This window comes from Halorhodospira halochloris, assembly GCF_002356555.2.
Taxonomy (GTDB): domain Bacteria; phylum Pseudomonadota; class Gammaproteobacteria; order Nitrococcales; family Halorhodospiraceae; genus Halorhodospira; species Halorhodospira halochloris.
The window spans coordinates 388,163-405,628 of sequence record NZ_AP017372.2 but is presented as its reverse complement, the minus strand read 5'-3'; the positions used below and the strand labels follow the sequence as shown (position 1 = coordinate 405,628).

24 protein-coding genes are annotated in these 17,466 nt (G+C 60.8%); 23 read left to right on the top strand and 1 reads right to left on the bottom strand.

The window, feature by feature from the left end; translation table 11 throughout:
* Positions 1-24 precede the first annotated feature (24 nt).
* The 4 genes from HH1059_RS01860 to HH1059_RS01845 all read left to right on the top strand — a co-directional run bounded on the left by HH1059_RS01860 (position 25) and on the right by HH1059_RS01845 (position 2,350).
* Positions 25-549, top strand: a complete 525-nt coding sequence (locus HH1059_RS01860; protein ID WP_162549294.1) for an NAD-dependent epimerase/dehydratase family protein — start codon at positions 25-27, stop codon at positions 547-549.
* A 247-nt stretch (positions 550-796) separates the two neighbouring features.
* Complete coding sequence (locus HH1059_RS13600) at positions 797-1,282, top strand: hypothetical protein (RefSeq protein ID WP_179948769.1); 486 nt, start codon at positions 797-799, stop codon at positions 1,280-1,282.
* Between the two features lie 416 nt (positions 1,283-1,698).
* Positions 1,699-1,920, top strand: coding sequence for a hypothetical protein (locus HH1059_RS01850; protein ID WP_096407627.1), 222 nt, complete (start codon positions 1,699-1,701; stop codon positions 1,918-1,920).
* Complete coding sequence (locus tag HH1059_RS01845) at positions 1,910-2,350, top strand: type II toxin-antitoxin system VapC family toxin (RefSeq protein WP_096407624.1); 441 nt, start codon at positions 1,910-1,912, stop codon at positions 2,348-2,350. Before HH1059_RS01850 ends, HH1059_RS01845 begins: the two co-directional genes overlap by 11 nt.
* Here HH1059_RS01845 and HH1059_RS01840 read toward each other — a convergent pair.
* The gene (locus HH1059_RS01840; protein ID WP_162549293.1) at positions 2,343-2,564 is read right to left on the bottom strand and encodes a hypothetical protein; all 222 of its coding nucleotides are present in this window, start codon (positions 2,562-2,564) and stop codon (positions 2,343-2,345) included. The two genes, HH1059_RS01845 and HH1059_RS01840, sit on opposite strands and share 8 nt — an antisense overlap.
* Before the next feature lie 28 nt (positions 2,565-2,592).
* Here HH1059_RS01840 and HH1059_RS01835 point away from each other — a divergent pair, with 28 nt between their 5' ends.
* The 19 genes from HH1059_RS01835 to HH1059_RS01750 all read left to right on the top strand — a co-directional run bounded on the left by HH1059_RS01835 (position 2,593) and on the right by HH1059_RS01750 (position 17,223).
* Positions 2,593-2,838, top strand: coding sequence for a DUF4351 domain-containing protein (locus HH1059_RS01835; RefSeq protein ID WP_096407619.1), 246 nt, complete (start codon positions 2,593-2,595; stop codon positions 2,836-2,838).
* Between the two features lie 11 nt (positions 2,839-2,849).
* Positions 2,850-3,110 (top strand): hypothetical protein, encoded by a 261-nt coding sequence (locus HH1059_RS13060; RefSeq protein WP_162549292.1) that lies wholly within the window; start codon positions 2,850-2,852, stop codon positions 3,108-3,110.
* Positions 3,111-3,364: 254 nt separating this feature from the next.
* Positions 3,365-4,198, top strand: a complete 834-nt coding sequence (locus HH1059_RS01830) for a type IV toxin-antitoxin system AbiEi family antitoxin (protein WP_096410290.1) — start codon at positions 3,365-3,367, stop codon at positions 4,196-4,198.
* Positions 4,185-5,102, top strand: coding sequence for a nucleotidyl transferase AbiEii/AbiGii toxin family protein (locus HH1059_RS01825; RefSeq protein ID WP_096407617.1), 918 nt, complete (start codon positions 4,185-4,187; stop codon positions 5,100-5,102). The genes HH1059_RS01830 and HH1059_RS01825 overlap by 14 nt, the downstream gene beginning before the upstream one ends.
* 490 nt (positions 5,103-5,592) lie before the next feature.
* On the top strand, positions 5,593-5,838 hold the full coding sequence (locus HH1059_RS01820; RefSeq protein WP_096407614.1) for a hypothetical protein: 246 nt from the start codon (positions 5,593-5,595) through the stop codon (positions 5,836-5,838).
* 57 nt (positions 5,839-5,895) lie between these two features.
* Complete coding sequence (locus HH1059_RS01815) at positions 5,896-6,078, top strand: hypothetical protein (protein ID WP_096407611.1); 183 nt, start codon at positions 5,896-5,898, stop codon at positions 6,076-6,078.
* Positions 6,079-6,251: 173 nt separating this feature from the next.
* Entirely contained in the window at positions 6,252-6,518 is a 267-nt protein-coding gene (locus tag HH1059_RS01810) for a type II toxin-antitoxin system Phd/YefM family antitoxin (protein ID WP_096407609.1), read from the top strand.
* A complete protein-coding gene (locus HH1059_RS01805) occupies positions 6,502-6,894 on the top strand; it encodes a type II toxin-antitoxin system VapC family toxin (protein WP_096407606.1) in 393 nt (130 codons plus the stop codon). The genes HH1059_RS01810 and HH1059_RS01805 overlap by 17 nt, the downstream gene beginning before the upstream one ends.
* A gap of 40 nt (positions 6,895-6,934) precedes the next feature.
* Positions 6,935-7,162, top strand: coding sequence for a PEP-utilizing enzyme (locus HH1059_RS01800; RefSeq protein WP_096407604.1), 228 nt, complete (start codon positions 6,935-6,937; stop codon positions 7,160-7,162).
* Positions 7,159-7,800: a gamma-glutamyl-gamma-aminobutyrate hydrolase family protein gene (locus tag HH1059_RS01795; protein ID WP_096407601.1), complete on the top strand. Its 642-nt coding sequence runs from the start codon at positions 7,159-7,161 to the stop codon at positions 7,798-7,800. The genes HH1059_RS01800 and HH1059_RS01795 overlap by 4 nt, the downstream gene beginning before the upstream one ends.
* Positions 7,797-8,054, top strand: a complete 258-nt coding sequence (locus HH1059_RS13890) for a sugar phosphate nucleotidyltransferase (protein WP_096407599.1) — start codon at positions 7,797-7,799, stop codon at positions 8,052-8,054. The genes HH1059_RS01795 and HH1059_RS13890 overlap by 4 nt, the downstream gene beginning before the upstream one ends.
* Before the next feature lie 797 nt (positions 8,055-8,851).
* Positions 8,852-9,979, top strand: coding sequence for a hypothetical protein (locus HH1059_RS01785; RefSeq protein ID WP_096407596.1), 1,128 nt, complete (start codon positions 8,852-8,854; stop codon positions 9,977-9,979).
* A 503-nt stretch (positions 9,980-10,482) separates the two neighbouring features.
* The gene (locus HH1059_RS13050) at positions 10,483-11,196 is read left to right on the top strand and encodes a hypothetical protein (RefSeq protein ID WP_162549290.1); all 714 of its coding nucleotides are present in this window, start codon (positions 10,483-10,485) and stop codon (positions 11,194-11,196) included.
* Positions 11,197-11,305: 109 nt separating this feature from the next.
* On the top strand, positions 11,306-11,605 hold the full coding sequence (locus tag HH1059_RS01775) for a hypothetical protein (protein ID WP_096407591.1): 300 nt from the start codon (positions 11,306-11,308) through the stop codon (positions 11,603-11,605).
* 37 nt (positions 11,606-11,642) lie between these two features.
* Complete coding sequence (locus tag HH1059_RS01770) at positions 11,643-12,077, top strand: NAD-dependent epimerase/dehydratase family protein (protein ID WP_096407589.1); 435 nt, start codon at positions 11,643-11,645, stop codon at positions 12,075-12,077.
* 337 nt (positions 12,078-12,414) lie between these two features.
* Complete coding sequence (locus HH1059_RS01765; RefSeq protein WP_179948768.1) at positions 12,415-12,657, top strand: hypothetical protein; 243 nt, start codon at positions 12,415-12,417, stop codon at positions 12,655-12,657.
* Positions 12,658-12,731: 74 nt separating this feature from the next.
* On the top strand, positions 12,732-15,839 hold the full coding sequence (locus HH1059_RS01760) for a PEP/pyruvate-binding domain-containing protein (protein ID WP_231901995.1): 3,108 nt from the start codon (positions 12,732-12,734) through the stop codon (positions 15,837-15,839).
* Positions 15,836-16,477 carry a gamma-glutamyl-gamma-aminobutyrate hydrolase family protein gene (locus tag HH1059_RS01755; RefSeq protein ID WP_096407586.1) on the top strand — a complete coding sequence of 214 codons (642 nt, stop codon included), beginning with the start codon at positions 15,836-15,838 and terminating at the stop codon, positions 16,475-16,477. Before HH1059_RS01760 ends, HH1059_RS01755 begins: the two co-directional genes overlap by 4 nt.
* A complete protein-coding gene (locus HH1059_RS01750; RefSeq protein WP_096407583.1) occupies positions 16,474-17,223 on the top strand; it encodes a phosphocholine cytidylyltransferase family protein in 750 nt (249 codons plus the stop codon). The genes HH1059_RS01755 and HH1059_RS01750 overlap by 4 nt, the downstream gene beginning before the upstream one ends.
* Positions 17,224-17,466 lie beyond the last annotated feature (243 nt).

Here is a 17,466-nt window from a genome sequence, read left to right as displayed (position 1 = left end):
CAACACCCCCAACGGAGATCCCAAGTGACCCAGGTGCTTATCCTCGGCGGCGGCGGATTCATCGGCATCAACATCGCCCGCCGCCTGCTCGACGATGGCGGCTACACCATCACGCTGGCCGACAAGGGCTACCGCGGTCGGCTTGAGAAGTACTTCGATGCCGACGAGCGGGCCGAACTCACGGTCATCGAGGACGACTTCACCGACCCTCGCGCCTACGCCAAGCTCGCCAATCATTATGATCACGTTTACATGATGGCGGCGATCGTGGGCGTGAACCGAACGCTGGAGCACCCGGAGGAGGTGATCCGGGTGAACACGGCGCTCACCCACTACATTTTGGACTGGCTCCAACGCGCCGAGGTAGGCCGGGTGGTCTTCGCCTCCAGCAGCGAGAACTACGCCGCCACCACTGATCTATTCGATGCGCCGATCCCGACGCCGGAGTCGGTGCCGTTGACCGGATCTGACCAAGTGCCGCGAGGAGCTCGGCTACGAGACGCAGGTGCCCTGGCGCGAGGGCGTCGAGCGCACGGTGCGGTGGTATAGGGACTTCTTCGCCGCGGGCCGGCAACCGGATGATATCGGCTTCGAGCCGCCGGAGCGGTTTACGCGGTAAGGTGCCGCTGGGAAGGATATACGCAATTTCTCTAGTGCCCAGCCCCCTGCTGGGCCTTGACTATAGGACAGAGATGCGGCACAGTCAGACTACATTCGCCCCAAGCGAGTACGCCCGCTCACCCATCCCGAGCGTGCGCCGAAAGCTTGGGGCTATTTTGTTTCTAGGGGGCGGCGCATGAGGATTCGCCGCATAGCCATCCTCATAGATGGTGGCTTTTTCCTCAAGCGGCTGCCCAAGCTCGTGGAGCCACATTTCTGCGACACACCCGCCGCCACCGCTGATAGTGCCCGTCACCTATGCAAGCGCCATGTCCTGCGCCTTGGGCACACCCACAAAGAAGGCGAGTGGCAAATCGCTGCCAAACTGACCAAGAGACTGCTCAAGACGCGGAACTGGGTGGAACGTATGGAGCAGGTCTTTCTCCATGGTCAGGCGCTGCCGGACCTGAATGCTGATGAACAGGAAGAACTAGCCCGGCTGATAAGCGCCTGGAGGGATCTGGATCAAGATTTTCTGGACCGAAACTTCCCGGACATCATGAATTTCAAGGCGCGCAGTTTTCATATCAGCAACTCCTTCAAGCCAGATGACGAGAGTTGCCTGCACGGTATCGCTCCCCCGGTGGCGGGACTGCGGCCAATCACCCCTTTTTTGGCCTGATTGGTGACATGGCCTGGTCCGACCGCGTCTTCCAGGCCGACAGCGCCGATGAGGTCCTGGACAGCCAGAGCTAGAGCTCGACCCATCAGCAGATCGCGGAGAGCTTCCTCCGTATACTCGGCGAATTGAGCGCCAAGACCCACTCCGCCAGGGTTGTCGGAACGCGTAGGTACGTCGACTGGGTGCGCTCACTACGCCAACACTCGGAGACGTGGCGACGTTAGAAGGGGGGGCTGAGGGTAAATAAAGGGGCCTTTGCCGTGGACGTGGGAGAACAGGCAGCCAGAGCAATCAGGCTTGGTGAATGGTATAGTTGGCTGAACAATGCTATCCGAGAGTAGGCTGGAGACAGCACGAGAGGAGCCCCGTTCTCAATGACGCGTATTGGCTCACGCAGGTAACTCAGGAAGCCCATAATGCATACCCAGAAGACACAAGCCGTGATCGAAAAGCTCAGGCAACTTCCCCCTGAACGCATCCTGGAAGTGGAAAATTTCATTGATTTCTTACGCAGTCGCACTTATGCCGGATGTAGAAAAGAAGAGAAGCTGCAGGATTTCCCGGTAGATCACATCGGCCATTGGCCGGAGTATTTGAGTCTGCGCCGCGAAGATATCTACGGCGACGATGGACGATAACGCCCTTTTCGTCGATACCAATGTGCTGGTCTATGCCAATATCGGCGAAGCGCCGCTACACACGCAGGCACTGGGCAAGCTGAAAGTTGCCCGTCAACAGGGACGGGCGCTATGGATAAGCCGGCAAATATTGCGCGAGTTCGCTGCTGTGCGATCACGCCCGCAGCCCTTTGCACACGCTGCAACGCCTGAGATTATCGTGCAGCGATTGCGTTACTTTGAGGAACATTTTGAGGTGGCCGACGATACAGGTGCCGTGGCGGAACACCTTCAGGCGCTCATGACCGATTTTTCTATAGGCGGCAAACAGGTTCATGACGCTAACATCGTCGCAACCATGATGGCCGTCGGCGTCCCTGCTCTACTCACTCATAACGTGACGGATTTCAAGCGGTTCGAAAATTACATCAGCATAGAGTCTATTACATAAACCCACCAGCAGACCCCCCGACTACGACCAGGACTTCAAGAGCCTCATCGTCGACTACCCCCGTGAGGCGCCGGTGGTTATCTTCCTCTCCGCACGCCCGGTGCCCACACGGCTTGAGCTTGCCGGGGATCAGCACACTTACCTGAGCTTCCAGTACCTTTACTGGCAGGCCGGAGCCGAGTCGTACCGGCAGCATCTGGCAGGAACTGTTCAAGCAGCGCTACCCCGAGGAGGAAGCCATCATGACCGGCATCGTAAGCCGCTCAAGGCAGGAGGGTCGACAAGAAGGTCGGCAAGAGGGCCGACTGGAGGGCCGGCTGGAAGGCGAAGCTCAGATGCTCGCCCGAATGCTCGAGAAACGCTTTGGCCCGCTGACCGAGGAGCAGCTCGAGCGTATCCGGTCTGCCGACGAGGACACCCTGTGGGCTTGGTCTGACCGCGTCTTCCAGGCCAACAGCATCGATGAAGTCTTGGACAGCCAGAGCTAAGTTCCGCGAAAATGCCGAACGAGCATAACAAGCAACCCTGCCCGATCTGCGGTGAGGGTAACCTCACTGAACACTGGGATGAGTGTGAGATCGAGCACCGTGGGCATTTGGAAAAGCGCCCATCCTTATTCTCTGTCTGCGACACTTGCGGATCGGAGCAAACGACTGCCGAACAGGCACGGCGTAACAAGCGGGATACCATCGCCTTCCGCAAACGGATAGACGGACCAGGCGGCCATACAACATCGGCGCCGACGAGCCGGCGCCGATGATGCGCTTCGTCGAGGTCCTCGAGCGCGAGCGCGAGTGGACCGACGAGTTCGTCCACGAGCGCGCCTTGCTCACTTTCTGAACGGGCAAGAACGGGGCTGTGGTGAATACGGCGTGTGCGCGACCCGGGGGCACGCTGCGTGCGTTCAAGCCTCTTGCCAAAGTTTACGTGTTGCCGTATTTGCACAGCTTCGCTTGACGTTTCAGCGGCTTTTTAAACTTGCCCAAAGTTTATTATTTTCCTATTATGCTCATTATGACTGAGCATAAAGAGCGAAAAATAAACCGCTTGCTACGCCAGCTCCCGGAAGGGCTGCTTGTCGATGCCGGATGGCTGGAAGACAACGGCTTCTCACGCTCCCTGCGTAGCCAGTATGTCGACGGCGGCTGGCTGGAGCAGCCGGCACGCGGTGTCTATCGCCGACCGCGCGGCCCGCTTGCCTGGGAGCAGGTGGTCATATCGCTTCAGGCGATGCTCGACCTGCCGGTGTCGGTGGGCGGACGCACAGCGCTGGAGTTCCAGGGATACGCCCACTATCTCCGGCAGACGCAACAGGACATCCATCTCTACAGCGCCACCAAGCTCCCCGGCTGGCTGCATAAGCTCCCGCTGAAGGCACGGTTTCTCACGCATAACCGCTCGCGTTTCCTGCCGGATACGGGGCTGGCCGGCTCCGGCGTCTCGCTGTCGATGACCCCGGACGATTACCCGGCATTGCCCGGTGCGTTGCGCGTTATGCAGTGGGGCGAGTGGAAATGGCCGCTCGTGATATCGAGCGCCGAACGGGCGTTCCTCGAACTTCTCGACGAGTTGCCAACCCGGGAGACCTTCCACGATGTCGACATGATCATGGAAGGGCTCGTCAATCTGAGTCCGCGCCGCTTACAGCCGCTGCTTGAGCAGGCCACAAGCGTCAAGGTCAAACGCCTGTTTCTGTATTTTGCCGACCGCCACCGCCACCAGTGGGCCGCGCACCTCAACCGGGACCGGATCACGCTTGGCAAGGGCAAGCGCGCGCTGGTCAAAGGCGGACGGCTGGACCGTACATACAACATAACGATACCGGAGGACATGGATGCCCTTCAGTGAGATTTATCGCCGGCAGGTCCAGCTTCTCGTCAGGACATTGCCCCTAGTCGCGCAAGAAGAGTGTTTTGCGCTCAAGGGCGGGACGGCAATCAATCTCTTCTATCGCAACCTGCCGCGTCTGTCTGTCGATATCGATCTCAACTACCTGCCGCTCGCCGACCGGGCGCGGTCGCTGACGGGGATCGACGCTGCGCTCCGGCGGATCGGCGAGCGTATCCGGGAAAGCGATTCTCGGATACGCGTGCAGGAATCGGCCCCCGGCTCCCAAACCGAGATCACCAGGCTCGTCGTGCGCACACTGGATGGTGTGCAGATCAAGATCGAGGTCACCCCGGTCCTGCGCGGGGTCGTATTTGACCCCGAAAACCGCCTCATCTGTGAGCGTGCCGAGGAGGAGTACGGCTTCGCAGAAATGCCCGTGCTGTCATTTCCCGACCTCTACGCCGGAAAATGTATCGCCGCGCTCGACCGGCAGCACCCGCGCGACCTTTTCGATGTGCACGAACTGCTCAACGCCGAGGGCATTACGCCCGAGCTCCGAACAGCGCTGATCGTGTATCTGATCAGCCACGGCCGCCCGCCACAAAGGCTTCTTTCGGGTGAATGCCGGGATATCACGCATGACTATGAGCACGGCTTTCAGGGGATGACGGCAACCGACTTGCCAATGGACGCCCTTCGTGATGCGCATGCAAGGCTGGTCGAGGATCTTGTCGTCAACATGCCTGAGGAGCATAAGGCGTTCCTCTATGGATTTTTTCAGGGTGCGCCGCGATGGGAGCTGCTCGGAATCCCCCGCTGCGAAGAGCTCCCGGCCGTGAAATGGCGGCAATTCAAGCTCGCCGAAGCATCCGAAGATGACCGGACCGAGATTGTCGAGCGGCTGAAAGAGATTCTGGGCTAGCCGCCGTTCGTATGGACGCGGCCGATACGACGCCACCCTTTCCAGGGCGTCTCCCATCATCCTGTCCTCTATGAGCGATCCATACTGCAAGGCGAAGAGATCCGGGATCTGGAGGAGGTACAGAAAATGCTCGCCGAGCGCAGGCCCTCGTTCGGCCGATGGCCCGCGGTGTGGAGCTGGTGCCCACCTCCGGCCGTGCTACCGTCGCCTTGACCCGCTCGATTCCCACTGGATGGCAGAAACACCCGATGAGCCAGCAGACCCCCGACTACGACCAGGACTTCAAGAACCTCATCGTCGACTACGCCCGGTGAGGCGCCGGTGGTCATCTTCCTCTCCGCACGCCCGGTGCCCACACGGCTTGAGCTTGCCGGGGATCAGCACACGTACCTGAGCTTCCAGTACCTTTACTGGCAGGCCGGAGCCGAGTCGTGCCGGCAGCATCTGGCAGGAACTGTTCAAGCAGCGCTACCCCGAGGAGGTAGCCATCATGACCGGCATCGTAAGCCGCTCAAGGCAGGAGGGTCGACAAGAAGGTCGGCAAGAGGGTCGGCAAGAGGGTCGACTGGAAAGCGAGGCCAAGATGCTCGCACGAATGCTGGAAAGGCGGTTCGGCCCGGTCAACAATCAGCAACTCGAACGTATCCGCTCTGCCGACGAGCAGACCCTGTGGGCTTGGTCCGATCGTGTCTTCCAAGCCGACAGCGCCGATGAGGTCCTGGACAGCCAGAGCTGAGGCTCGATCCATCAGCAGATCGCGGAGAGCTTCCTTCTTACTCTCTGTCTGCAACACTTGCGGACCGGAGCAAACGACTGCCGAGCAGGCACGGCGCAACAAGCGAGATACCATCGCCTTCCGCAAACGGATAGACGGATCAGGCGGCCGTACAGCATCGGCGCCGACGAGCCGGTGCCGCTGATGCGCTTCGTCGAGGTCCTCGAGCGCGAGCTCGGCATCGAGGCCGAGAAGCGCTAACACCCTCTGGAGCCCGGCGACGTGTCGGAGACCCACTTGGCTATCACCGACCTGGCCCGGGGTATCGGCTACTGCCCGCAGGTCAGCGTCGAGGAGGGATCGTGTACTTGCCTTTGGGTACCGCTTAGTCTAGCCTAATTGACTAAGTTCAACGTAAACACCAGCGGGGCTCCATGACAGAGACCGTCAACATCCATGAGGCCAAGACCCACCTCTCCCGCCTCCTCGATAAGGTCAGCCAGGGGGAGTCGGTCATCATCGCTCGATCTGGCCAACCGATCGCGCGCCTATCCCGTTTTGAGTCACCGCAGCCTGGAACCAGTGAGCGCGTCGGCTTCCTGAAGGGGCAGATCGAGGTGCCTGACGACTTCGACCGGCTCGGCGGGCAAGCAATCCTCGACGCCTTCCAGGGAGAGGATCCGGATGCATCTGCTCCTTGATACCCACATCCTGCTTTGGGCAGCAGCGGACTCCCCGCGCCTACCTCAGCAAGCGCGAGACCTCCTCCTCGATCCGGACTATCAGCTCGCCTACAGCGTTACGAGCCTGTGGGAGATCACCATCAAGCGCGGTCTCGACCGTAGTGACTTCCGGGTGGATGTGGAGCCTTCCGTGCTCCGGCGCGAGCTCTTGGAACACGGCTACGAGGAGTTAGCGATCCGTGGCGCCCATGCCCTCGCCGTAGGCAGCCTTCCAGACCTCCATAAGGATCCCTTTGACCGCATGCTGATCGCGCAGGCTGGTGTCGAGGGCTACACGCTGCTGACCAGCGATCATCAGCTCGCGCAGTATCCGGGACCTATCCGTACCGTCTAGATAGAGCCAGGCCTCGACGAGTTCGACCCCAACCGGACGCATCGCCCTGATTCCGCAAGCTGACCCGGGCTACGACTGGCTCTTCGGCCAGGGAATTGCCGGTCTGATCACGCTCTTCGGCGGCGCCAACTCCCACATGGCCATCCGCGCCGCGGAGTTTGGTCTGCCGGCGGCCATCGGCGTCGGTGAGCAGCGCTACCGCGAGGTCGCTCAGGCCCAAGTGCTGGAGCTCGATCCCCCGCGACAGATTCTGCGGGTGATCCGGTGAAGCGCATTGCCGTCAGCCAGCGCCGCGATGCCATCTCCGGGCGCGATGAGACCCGCGATGCCTTGGACGTGCGTCTTAGCGGGCTGCTCTGGACCCTGGGCTTTCTGCCTATTCCCTTATGCAGCGCGGTAACCGCGGCACAAGGTGATGCCGCGCAAGACGCTCGCGCAGCTGCTGACTATCTCGATGCCCTCGCCCCCGATGGTATCGTACTTAGTGGCGGCAATGACATCGGTCAGGCCCCAGAGCGCGACAACCTTGAGCGCGCCGCGCTGGCCTACGCCCGGCTGCACCGGGTGCCGGTGCTCGGCATCTGTCGCGGCATGCAGATGATCCAGGTCCACCAGGGCGGGGATCTAGCCCCACTGACCGGCCATGTAGCCGTGGAGCATGCGGTCACCGGCGAGTGGCTTAACCATGGCCGACGCACCGTCAATAGCTACCACGATTACGGAGTGCCGGGAGACGCCCTCGGCGATGACTTGGAGGCGCTGGCCTGGGCCGAGGACGGCAGCGTCGAGGCCTTGCGCCATTGTGATCTGCCCTGGCTGGGGATCATGTGGCACCCGGAGCGCGACACTCCCACTGCCGAGGCCGACCGAAAACTCATCACCACTCATCTGGGAGCAAACCCATGAGAGCGATCATCTTGGCCGCCGGGCAAGGCACCCGGCTGCGCCCGCTCACCGACGATCGGCCGAAGTGCATGGTCGAGCTTGAGGGCAAGCCGCTGCTTGAGCACCAGCTCGAAGTCCTGCGCGGCGCTGGTATCGAAGATATCCACGTCGTCGGCGGCTACCGGGCAGAGTGGCTGCAGCAAGAGATTTTTGGGCACCTTCGTAGGTATTGCTCCAAACCGACTCCCGCGCCTTCGCCAAGCTCGCCACTATGATCAAGGACAGCCCCAACATCGGCCCCGGCGAGATCACGCTCAAGGAGGATCCGCCGGCCGCCGCCAAAGCGCACGAGTTGGGGCTCTAGGGATGGCAGCATCCTTGCTCACACATCCCCAGCGCGCTCGTCCCGTTACAGCATCCGTGCCTTGACTAGCGTAATCCCTCACGCCTCCCTGTCTCGACATACCCTACCCCGCCTGACAATCCTTTGCCTTAACCCTAAGATAGGTCGCACAGATCCATGTGCTTAGACTACTACCTAGGGCATCCGAGCGCTTCCTGCGCGGCGCGGTAGGGCGGCTTCCATGCCCCGAATGCAGGAACGATGCTACTCCCACAACATGGCCATGTATAAGGAAAAAGTTCCCTATTTATATGGGATTTTTCTGAAATTTAGCGGCCAACGGTTATCAAGACCGTAACTGGAGGGCATGAAGACCCGGCGGCGGCACGCAGACGCCCCCACCGGGGTCTCGATGACGATCCGATCGCCCGCGGCGAGCGCCCGGAGGGTGAGCCCTCGGTATTGACTATAGGACCGAGATACGGCACGCTGCGCGTACTTTCTCCCCGAGCAAGTACGCCCGCCCACTAACCCTAAGCGTGTGCTTAAAGCTTGGGGCTATGATGTGTCCGGGATAGCATATTCACACATTGCCGGGGATGCGGGTCGTGCTGCCATAGCGCGGCACGAAGTCAAAGTTTTGGCCGGGGGGGCTTGTAAGCCGGTATGCTTTGTTCGTAACCCAAAGGGAAGCCTTGTTAGCCTTGCATGAGAAAAGAGGAAATAGGCATGGCTGACGCATCTGCGCAGCAGTTCCCAACAAAAATCGACGCACAGGCCCTCTATCGTTGGGAGCGTGGCAGGAAAAACTTAGCCTCGTTCGAATCCCAAGCGTTCGACCTAGACTCGCCGGACTTCAAGGCATGGGTGGCCGATTCGCTCTACTGGATCTCGCGCTTCAACGCAGAGGTTGCGGGTGTTTTGCAGACTTGGGCCGGTGATGAAGCCCGCTTCATGCGTTTCTACTCCGACCTGTTGGCATCGCGTTCCAAGAAATTTTTTTTCCGTGAGAATCCCAATACCGCAATGAATTCTCCAATGGGCGCCGGAGAACGGACCGTCCGGCTCCTTGGCGAGGAGATTGCTCGCTTGGCTCATCCGCCCAGGCGTGAGACGCTCGTAGACCGGATGCTGGGTCGGTCTTCAGAGGAGAGTCGTAAGCGGCGCTTGCGTTGGCTCTTGGGCAAATATGTACTACACCTGCTCCCTCTTTACGAGGTGCTGTTCAACGATGACCCGCATTATGACCCGGATCGCTACCGGAAAGCGCTCTTTTTGCGACAGGAACTAAATTACGAAAAGTATCAGTGTGCACGGCGGCATCTTGATGAAATTAGGGAAGCGTGCAGGAGTGAACAGCGGTTTCGGCTGGCGGTTCGTGGGTTGCCGCTGAAACTGCTCCTGTGCTGGCAGGGGCAGGAGCCGGGAGAGGTAAAGGGCAAAGGGTTGCGCCGAGCATATGCCCAGGTTATGGACTCGTATCGCCAGCGGTTTCAGACCCTGGAGCCAATGAGTTGGCACGCTGCCATGGTCCTTTGGAAGATTGAGGGATTAATGCAGGATGCGTGGCCGGATAACCCCAACAAAGGACAGGTGCTAGACGAAGTATCGGCGTGGCTTGAGCGGTATGACGCCATGGTGGAACGGATGTATCAGTCAAACAGCCTGCCGTACGGCGAGTGGTTCGACCTCCAGTGCGGTCTGGTCAAGCGTCTGTTCAGTTGGTCTCCGGAAGATGGGGCGGCGCTTTACCCCTGGGTTGATGCTTATACCACTCGGAGGTTGCTCGATGAGGTCGATGCGCTCGCACCGCAGGGATACGCACCAGAAGCTACGATGGAGTTTCAGGGGACTTGAACGACTCCAGTTCGCCCGCCAACACCTTGATCGATAGGGCAAGGCGTGAGGCCTCCGGGGAAACAAGGAGCTTCGAGAGCTCCTTTAAGCTTGAGGAACTGATACAGCTGGCCTCCTGGGGGGAGCTACGTCACCTTCTGGATTGCTATACTCGGGAAGCGTCGGCGCTAGCTACTTATACCCCCGAAGACTCTAGCGGGTGTAATGTTAAGCTATTGGGCCTTTACTCATCCGGGCTATTTTTGGCCCATTGGCTTAATCTTTACCGCGATCACGCGTTACGCCCCGTGTGGGCGTTCAAACTTTTCCCTTACGTTCAGGTCCACCCTCTTCATTATCATGTCGACTTACTGGATCAGTCTTGTGCCTGCGAGATACTAGTGTGTGACGAAGCTATCAAGACCGGGTACAGTGTTGCCGCATTGGATAGTCATGCCCGGAGAGCTGGCCACAGAAATTGCTCATTGAGCATCTATACTCTCTTCCGTTGGGAGAATTACCTAATGTTGGAAATCCCCAACGCATACGTGAGGAGTCTATACAAAGCTGATGCGGATCGACAGCATGTCTTTGATCGTACAGGAGAGACGACGAAAGATATTGGTTCGGAGGTGTGGATTGACGCGTGCATGCAGGCGGCTGAGTCCGCCACCGCAGACAAGGCTCGGATACACGCCCGGGCGAGGGATGCGATTATTGCCATGAGTACCGCACTGCGGGAGGAGGCTGGGGCAGAAGGAGCCTACGACCTAACGTACTTTTTGACCTCCAGCCATTGGATGGTGCTTTTTGCTGTGTTGTTCGCGGATCAGGTTCTTGAGGTAGCGGATGCGCAAAAACCGGCAACCTCGAGAATATGCCTTTTTGCTCCGTCTCCGGAGGGGCGCACACTGCAGATGATGATAGCGGCTGCTCTTAAGTGGCGGTTGAGCCATCGGGCATCTGAGCGATGCCCGGAAATCGTCCTAAGAGAAAGCGAGTTGTCGGAGGAACTTAACCGGAGACTCGACCAAAGGGAAATAGGCGGAACCGACAGCGTACTCGTCGCGACTGATTTATGCTTAAGCACCGGTTACACGTTGGCCGAGGGTGTGTCGAGGGTCGCCAACGGCTCTAATGCTGAGCAACTCTTGCGCGAGGTAGCCGAGGGGAATAAAGACAGCGTGCATTCCCTCTTCGACCGTATCCTGACAATCGAAGAGCTAACGAAGAGCTAATTGATTGAGGCACGAACGCAAGGAATGATAAAGCAGCGGCGGGGTTATCCTCATTCACACTGCGTTATTTGTGAGCCGACTGAGCACTTGGCAAAAAGCGGTTACTCCGATGGTTCGCTACGATGGCAGCGCCGGTCCGAAACCGGAGGAAACGCAATCACGCCCAAATTATCCATTAGTAGTGCAGTTCCAACTCGCGCTGATCTTTGTTGTCGCTTTTTGGGTTGTTTTGGGCTATGAAGGGATGCAAACGAACCAGCTAATCTGCCTGCGCTGGAACCATTCTGCATGGATGGCGCTAATCACACTTTTGGTTACGCTGATTATTGAGCCCATGTGGGTTTACCGCTTGCACACCAAACTTGGTGACCGATCTATAGTTCAAGACGATCGGCCACCGTACGGTTGATTACGCGCCTGAACACGCACAGTAGGACTAACAGGAATTGATCAAAGCACTCATCCTCGGCGGCGGCGGTTTCATCGGTATCAACATCGCCCGCCGCCTGCTCGACGACGGCGGTTACACCATCACGCTGGCCGACAAGGGCTACCGCGGTCGGCTTGAGGAGTACTTCGATGCCGACGAGCGGGCCGAGCTCACGGTCATCGAGGACGACTTCACCGACCCACGCGCTTACGCCAAGCTCGCCAATCATTATGATTACGTTTACATGATGGCGGCGATCGTGGGCGTGAACCGCACGCTGGAGCACCCGGAGGAGGTGATCCGGGTGAACACGGCGCTCACCCACTACACCCTGGAGTGGCTCCAGCGCGCCGAGGTGGGTGCGTGGTCTTCGCCTCCAGCAGCGAGAACTACGCCGCCACCACGGATCTATTCGATGCGCCGATCCCGACGCCGGAGACGGTGTCGTTGACCGGATCTGACCAAGTGCCGGGAGGAACTCGGCTAAGAGCCGCAGGTGCCCTGGCGCGAGGGCGTCGAGCGCACGGTGCAGTGGTACCGGGACTTCTTCGCCGCGGGCCGGCAACCGGATGACATCGGCTTCGAGCCGCCGGAGCGGTTTACGAGGTAAGGTGCCGCTGGGAAGGACATACGCAATTTCTCCTAGTGCCCAGCCCCCTGCTGGGCCTTGACTACAGGACAGAGATGCGGCACAGCTTGCCTACATTCGCCCCAAGCGAGTACGCCCGTTCCCCTATCCAGAGCGTGTGCCGAAAGATTGGGGCTATTTTGTTTCTGGGGGGCGGCGCATGAGGATTCGCCGCATAGCCATCCTCATAGATGGTGGCTTTTTCCACAAGCGGCTGCCCAAGCTCGTGGAGCCACATTTCTGCGACACACCCGCCGCCACCGCTGATAGTGCTCGTCACCTATGCAAGCGCCATGTCCTGCGCCTCACGAACCTGGAAGCAGACGGCGTCTGGCTAGATTACGTCTATCGGCTCTTTTACTATGACGCACAGCCCTTCCAGGGCGTTGTGGTCCAATGGTAACGGACACCTCCAATAGGACACGCCAATGATGAAAATCGTTGTTTCCACACCGAATTTCGGGGAGAAGCTGATCAATGATTGAGTCCCGCCGCGAGGAGCAACAGCATCGCGGATATGCAGAGAAGTCGGACGAAAACATGTGGCGTCTGATCGTTTTAGGGGCTGGTGCCCCTCACCGCGGAACAGCGCCCACCGCCCTGCATGAGCCATATACCGGCACATCGGTCCTTCAGTGGCTAGTCGATGTTGCTGATTGCACCACGGCACAGGCTATTTTCGTCGCTGGCTACCAATCAGGCGCTATTAGCGCCCATTACCCCGATCTGCGGATGGTGGAAAACCCCTATTGGGCTGAGACTGGTAGCGGCGTGTCTCTGCTTGTCGCGCCACTGAATGCCCAGGAGCCGATACTGGTCAGCTACGGCGATATCCTTTATCGGGACTGGCTTGTCGAGCACTTACGCGACTCGCGAGCGCCGATTGCCATCGCCTGGGACAGCGCCTGGCGCACGCGCTATTCCGGACGCAGTGAAGAGGATTTAGTTCGCTGCGAGAAGGTAGCTGTAGCCAATGGCCAGGCTGTGCGGCTGGGGGCCGACATCCCCGTCGACTGGGCCGACGGCGAGTTCATCGGCCTGGTCTACTTCGCTCCTGAGGCGGTCGATCGCCTGCGCCGTTTGCAGGAGCACATGCCCGAGAGCCTACGCACGGTGCACCTATCTGGGCTGATCGAGTACCTGCGCGCCGAGGGGCTAACCGTCGAGGCGGTAGACGCCCGCGGCGACTGGGCCGAGGTCAATGAGCCGCGCGACATCGCCCATTTTGTCCTCGGCACCAAGGCCGAGACCCTTAGCCGGCTGCGCGGGATGGTCCGTAGCGCCACGATTCTTGATCAGGTCGCCTTCACCGTCGCCGACTGGCAGCAGAATCCAGCAGATTGCCTGCAGCGCGTCCGCCATCAACTCGGCGCACAGAGCTTGGTGGTGCGCTCCTCGGCACGCAGCGAAGACGCCTTCACTGCCTCCAATGCCGGCGCCTATCACAGCGTTCTCGGCGTCGATCCGGATAACGACCTGCAGGCGGCTATCGAGCAGGTGATCGGCTCTTACGCCGGCATCCAGGACGACGACCAGGTTCTAGTCCAGCCAATGCTCGCTGATGTTGCTATCAGCGGCGTGGCTTTTACCCGCACGCTTGAGCGCGGCGCACCGTGGTACGTCATCAACTACGAGCGCGAGGGTAATACTGAGGGGATTACCAGCGGCAGCAGCGAGAACCATGCCACGCTGCTCCACCGCCGCGGGGCCGAGATCTCCGAGCTGCCTGACCCCCGCTTGCAGGGAGTACTCACCGCCCTGCAGGAGGTCGAGGGGCTGCTCGGTTTTGATGCCCTGGATGTGGAGTTCGCGATTGATGACAGCGATCGGGTACACATCCTCCAAGTCCGGCCCATCGCCGTGGATCGGGCTGCGGAGGGGGTCGGCGATGAGGCCTGTCACGAGGCATTGGCTGAGGCCCATCAGGCTTGGCAGCGCTTAGCTCCCTCGCCGCCACAGCTGCCGGGCGCGACTCCGCCGCTGTATGGTGTCATGCCGGACTGGAACCCGGCGGAGATCATTGGCACCGCCCCCGGGCAGCTGGCCGAGAGCCTCTACCGCGAGCTGGTCATGGATGAAGTCTGGGCGCAGCAGCGCGCCGAGTACGGCTACCGTGACGTGCGTCCCGCCCCGCTGCTGGTCAGCTTCGCGGGACGCCCCTTCGTCGATGTCCGCGCGAGCTTCGCCTCTTTTATCCCGGCGAGTGTTAGCGAGCCGGTGGCCGATAAGCTGTTACGCTTTTACGTCGACTGGCTGCGTGCGCGGCCGCAGCTTCACGATAAGGTGGAGTTTGAGGTGGTGCCCACCTGCCTGGCCCCTGGATTCACCGGCTGGGAAGAGCGCCTGCGCCGCGAGGCCGGTCTGTGCGAGGCGGAGGTCGCCGAGCTGCGTGCCGGTCTGCACGGCATCACCGCTCACGCCTTCACTCGCAGTGAACAGGATCTCGCCGCCATCGAGCACCTAGCTGAGCGGTTTGAGCGCATCCAGCACACCGAGCTCGATCCGCTGGAGCGGGCCCGCCTTTTGCTCGACGACTGCCGACGCTTAGGCACCCTACCCTTCGCCCACCTAGCGCGCAGCGGCTTTGTCGCCGTAACCCTGCTGCGCGGCGCCGAGGCCACCGGTGCGATCAGTGCCGCTGCTCGCGAGAGTTTCCTCTCCACCTTGCGTACCGTTAGCCACCAGCTGACCACCGACGCCCGAGCCACTGCCGACGGCTCCATGGCCTGGACTGATTTCGTGGAGCGCTACGGCCACCTGCGCCCCGGCACTTACGATATCCACTCGCCGCGTTATGATGCCGACCCGGAGCGTTTCCTCCGCCCGCTCATCGAGCACGCTAAGGAGGCCGAGCTTGAGGAGGCGGATGCCACGGCCTGGGAACGGGAAAGGGATGCGTTCCTAGAGGCGCTCGCCGAGCTGGAACTGCCCGCCACGGCCGAGGTTGTAGAGACGTTCCTCCGTCAGGCCATCGAGGGGCGGGAGTACGCTAAGTTTGTCTTCTCGCGCAATCTCTCCGCCGCCCTTGAGGCGTTGGCTGCATTTGGCGCTGAGCATGGGCTTAGCCGCAGTGAGTTGGCTGATCTGCCGCTGTCTGATCTGCTCGCCACCCGCGATGCCCGGCGCCCCGGCACCGATTCCATAGCCGCGTTGCGCGCTCAGGCGGCGGCCAATCGTGAAGCCCGGCAGATCGCTGAGGCGTGCGAGTTACCGCCGTTGATTGGGGGCGCCGAGCAACTCGACGCTTTCTTGCTCGATGCCGATCGCCCTAACTTCGTCGGGGCGAGCGCGGTAACCGCCGAGGCCATCGATCTGGCCCGTCATAGCGCCGATGAACCGCCACCGATTGCCGGGCGCATCGCCCTAATCCCCCAGGCCGATCCGGGCTACGACTGGCTCTTCGGCCAGGGGATTGCCGGTCTAATCACGCTCTTCGGCGGCGCCAACTCCCACATGGCCATCCGGGCTGCGGAGTTCGGTCTGCCCGCGGCCATTGGCGTCGGTGAGCAGCGCTACCGTGAGGTCGCTCAGGCCCGGGTGCTGGAGCTCGATCCCCCACGGCAGATCCTACGGGTTATCCGGTGAGACGCATAGCCGTCAGCCAGCGCCGCGATGCCATCTCCGGGCGCGATGAGACCCGCGATGCCTTGGACGTGCGTCTTGGCGGGCTGCTCTGGACCCTGGGCTTTCTGCCTATTCCCTTATGCAGCGCGATTGCCGCGGCACAAGGTGATGCCGCGCAAGACGCTCGCGCAGCTGCTGACTACCTCGATGCCCTGGACCCTGATGGTATCGTGCTTAGTGGCGGCAATGACATCTGCCAGGCCCCAGAGCGCGACAACCTCGAGCGCGCCGCGCTGGCCTACGCCCGGCTGCACCGGGTGCCGGTGCTCGGCATCTGTCGCGGTATGCAGATGATCCAGGTCCACCAGGGCGGGGATCTAGTCCCACTGACCGGCCATGTGGCCGAGGAGCATGCGGTCACCGGCGAGTGGCTTAACCATGGCCGGCGCACCGTCAACAGCTACCACGATTACGGTGTACCAAATGACGCCCTTGGCGATGACCTGCAGGCGCTAGCCTGGGCCGAGGACGGCAGCGTCGAGGCCCTGCGCCACTCTGATCTGCCCTGGCTCGGGATCATGTGGCACCCGGAGCGCGACACACCCACTGCCGAGGCCGACCGAAAACTCATCACCACTCATCTGGGAGCAAACCCATGAGAGCGATCATCTTGGCCGCCGGGCAAGGCACCCGGCTGCGCCCGCTCACCGACGATCGGCCGAAGTGCATGGTCGAGCTTGAGGGCAAGCCTCTGCTTGAGCACCAACTCGAAGTCCTGCGCGGCGCTGGTATCGAAGATATCCACGTCGTCGGCGGCTACCGGGCCGAGTGGCTGCAGCGCCCGGATATCACCCTGCACATCAACGAGCGCTTCGATCAAACCAACATGGTCGCCACCCTCTTCGCCGCCGAGTCGGTCATGGCTGGTAGCGACGAGGTGATCATCGCCTACGGCGATATTGTTTACGAGCCGCGGGTGCTCAACGCCCTGCTCGCATGCAACGCCCCGGTCTGCCTCACCGTCGATCGCGCCTGGCGCCGCTACTGGGAGGCTCGGATGGACGACCCGCTGGCGGATGCCGAGACGCTCAAGCTTACCGACGGCAACCGGATCACCGAACTGGGCAAGAAGCCGTCGAGCTACGACGAGATCCAGGGCCAGTACATGGGGCTTCTCAAGGTCCGTGCCGACCTCGTCCCCCAACTCCCCGCCGTCTGGCGCGCCATGGACCGCGATGCCACCTACGACGGCAAGGACTACGACAACATGTACATGACCAGCTTCCTGCAGCATCTGATCGATAGCGGCTGGGAGGCGCGGGCGGCGTTTGTTGAGAATGGGTGGGCTGAGGTCGATTCGGAAGCGGACTTGGCTGCAGCGAAAGATTTTTGGGCACCTTCGTAGGTATTGCACCAAACCGACCCCCGCGCCTATGCCGAGATCTTGACTATAGGACAGGGATGCGGCACAGCTTGCCTACATTCGCCCCAAGCGAGTACGCCCGCTCAGCCATCCCGAGCGTGTGCCGAAAGCTTGGGGCTATTTTGTTTCTGGGGGGCGGCGCATGATGTCAGATTTGGAGCAGAGGAGGGATTTATTAGCATCATGGAATCCGTGGAGCCTCTTTTCTTTGCCGGTCTATTGCGT

What these genes read in the sequence shown, in the direction of transcription:
- HH1059_RS13600 (WP_179948769.1), top strand. Translation starts at nt 797, where the DNA reads ATGAGGATTCGCCGCATAGCCATCCTCATAGATGGTGGCTTTTTCCTC.
- HH1059_RS01850 (WP_096407627.1), top strand. Translation starts at nt 1,699, where the DNA reads ATGCATACCCAGAAGACACAAGCCGTGATCGAAAAGCTCAGGCAACTT.
- HH1059_RS01845 (WP_096407624.1), top strand. Translation starts at nt 1,910, where the DNA reads ATGGACGATAACGCCCTTTTCGTCGATACCAATGTGCTGGTCTATGCC.
- HH1059_RS01835 (WP_096407619.1), top strand. Translation starts at nt 2,593, where the DNA reads ATGACCGGCATCGTAAGCCGCTCAAGGCAGGAGGGTCGACAAGAAGGT.
- HH1059_RS13060 (WP_162549292.1), top strand. Translation starts at nt 2,850, where the DNA reads ATGCCGAACGAGCATAACAAGCAACCCTGCCCGATCTGCGGTGAGGGT.
- HH1059_RS01830 (WP_096410290.1), top strand. Translation starts at nt 3,365, where the DNA reads ATGACTGAGCATAAAGAGCGAAAAATAAACCGCTTGCTACGCCAGCTC.
- HH1059_RS01825 (WP_096407617.1), top strand. Translation starts at nt 4,185, where the DNA reads ATGCCCTTCAGTGAGATTTATCGCCGGCAGGTCCAGCTTCTCGTCAGG.
- HH1059_RS01820 (WP_096407614.1), top strand. Translation starts at nt 5,593, where the DNA reads ATGACCGGCATCGTAAGCCGCTCAAGGCAGGAGGGTCGACAAGAAGGT.
- HH1059_RS01810 (WP_096407609.1), top strand. Translation starts at nt 6,252, where the DNA reads ATGACAGAGACCGTCAACATCCATGAGGCCAAGACCCACCTCTCCCGC.
- HH1059_RS01805 (WP_096407606.1), top strand. Translation starts at nt 6,502, where the DNA reads ATGCATCTGCTCCTTGATACCCACATCCTGCTTTGGGCAGCAGCGGAC.
- HH1059_RS13890 (WP_096407599.1), top strand. Translation starts at nt 7,797, where the DNA reads ATGAGAGCGATCATCTTGGCCGCCGGGCAAGGCACCCGGCTGCGCCCG.
- HH1059_RS01785 (WP_096407596.1), top strand. Translation starts at nt 8,852, where the DNA reads ATGGCTGACGCATCTGCGCAGCAGTTCCCAACAAAAATCGACGCACAG.
- HH1059_RS13050 (WP_162549290.1), top strand. Translation starts at nt 10,483, where the DNA reads ATGTTGGAAATCCCCAACGCATACGTGAGGAGTCTATACAAAGCTGAT.
- HH1059_RS01775 (WP_096407591.1), top strand. Translation starts at nt 11,306, where the DNA reads ATGGTTCGCTACGATGGCAGCGCCGGTCCGAAACCGGAGGAAACGCAA.
- HH1059_RS01765 (WP_179948768.1), top strand. Translation starts at nt 12,415, where the DNA reads ATGAGGATTCGCCGCATAGCCATCCTCATAGATGGTGGCTTTTTCCAC.
- HH1059_RS01760 (WP_231901995.1), top strand. Translation starts at nt 12,732, where the DNA reads ATGATTGAGTCCCGCCGCGAGGAGCAACAGCATCGCGGATATGCAGAG.
- HH1059_RS01750 (WP_096407583.1), top strand. Translation starts at nt 16,474, where the DNA reads ATGAGAGCGATCATCTTGGCCGCCGGGCAAGGCACCCGGCTGCGCCCG.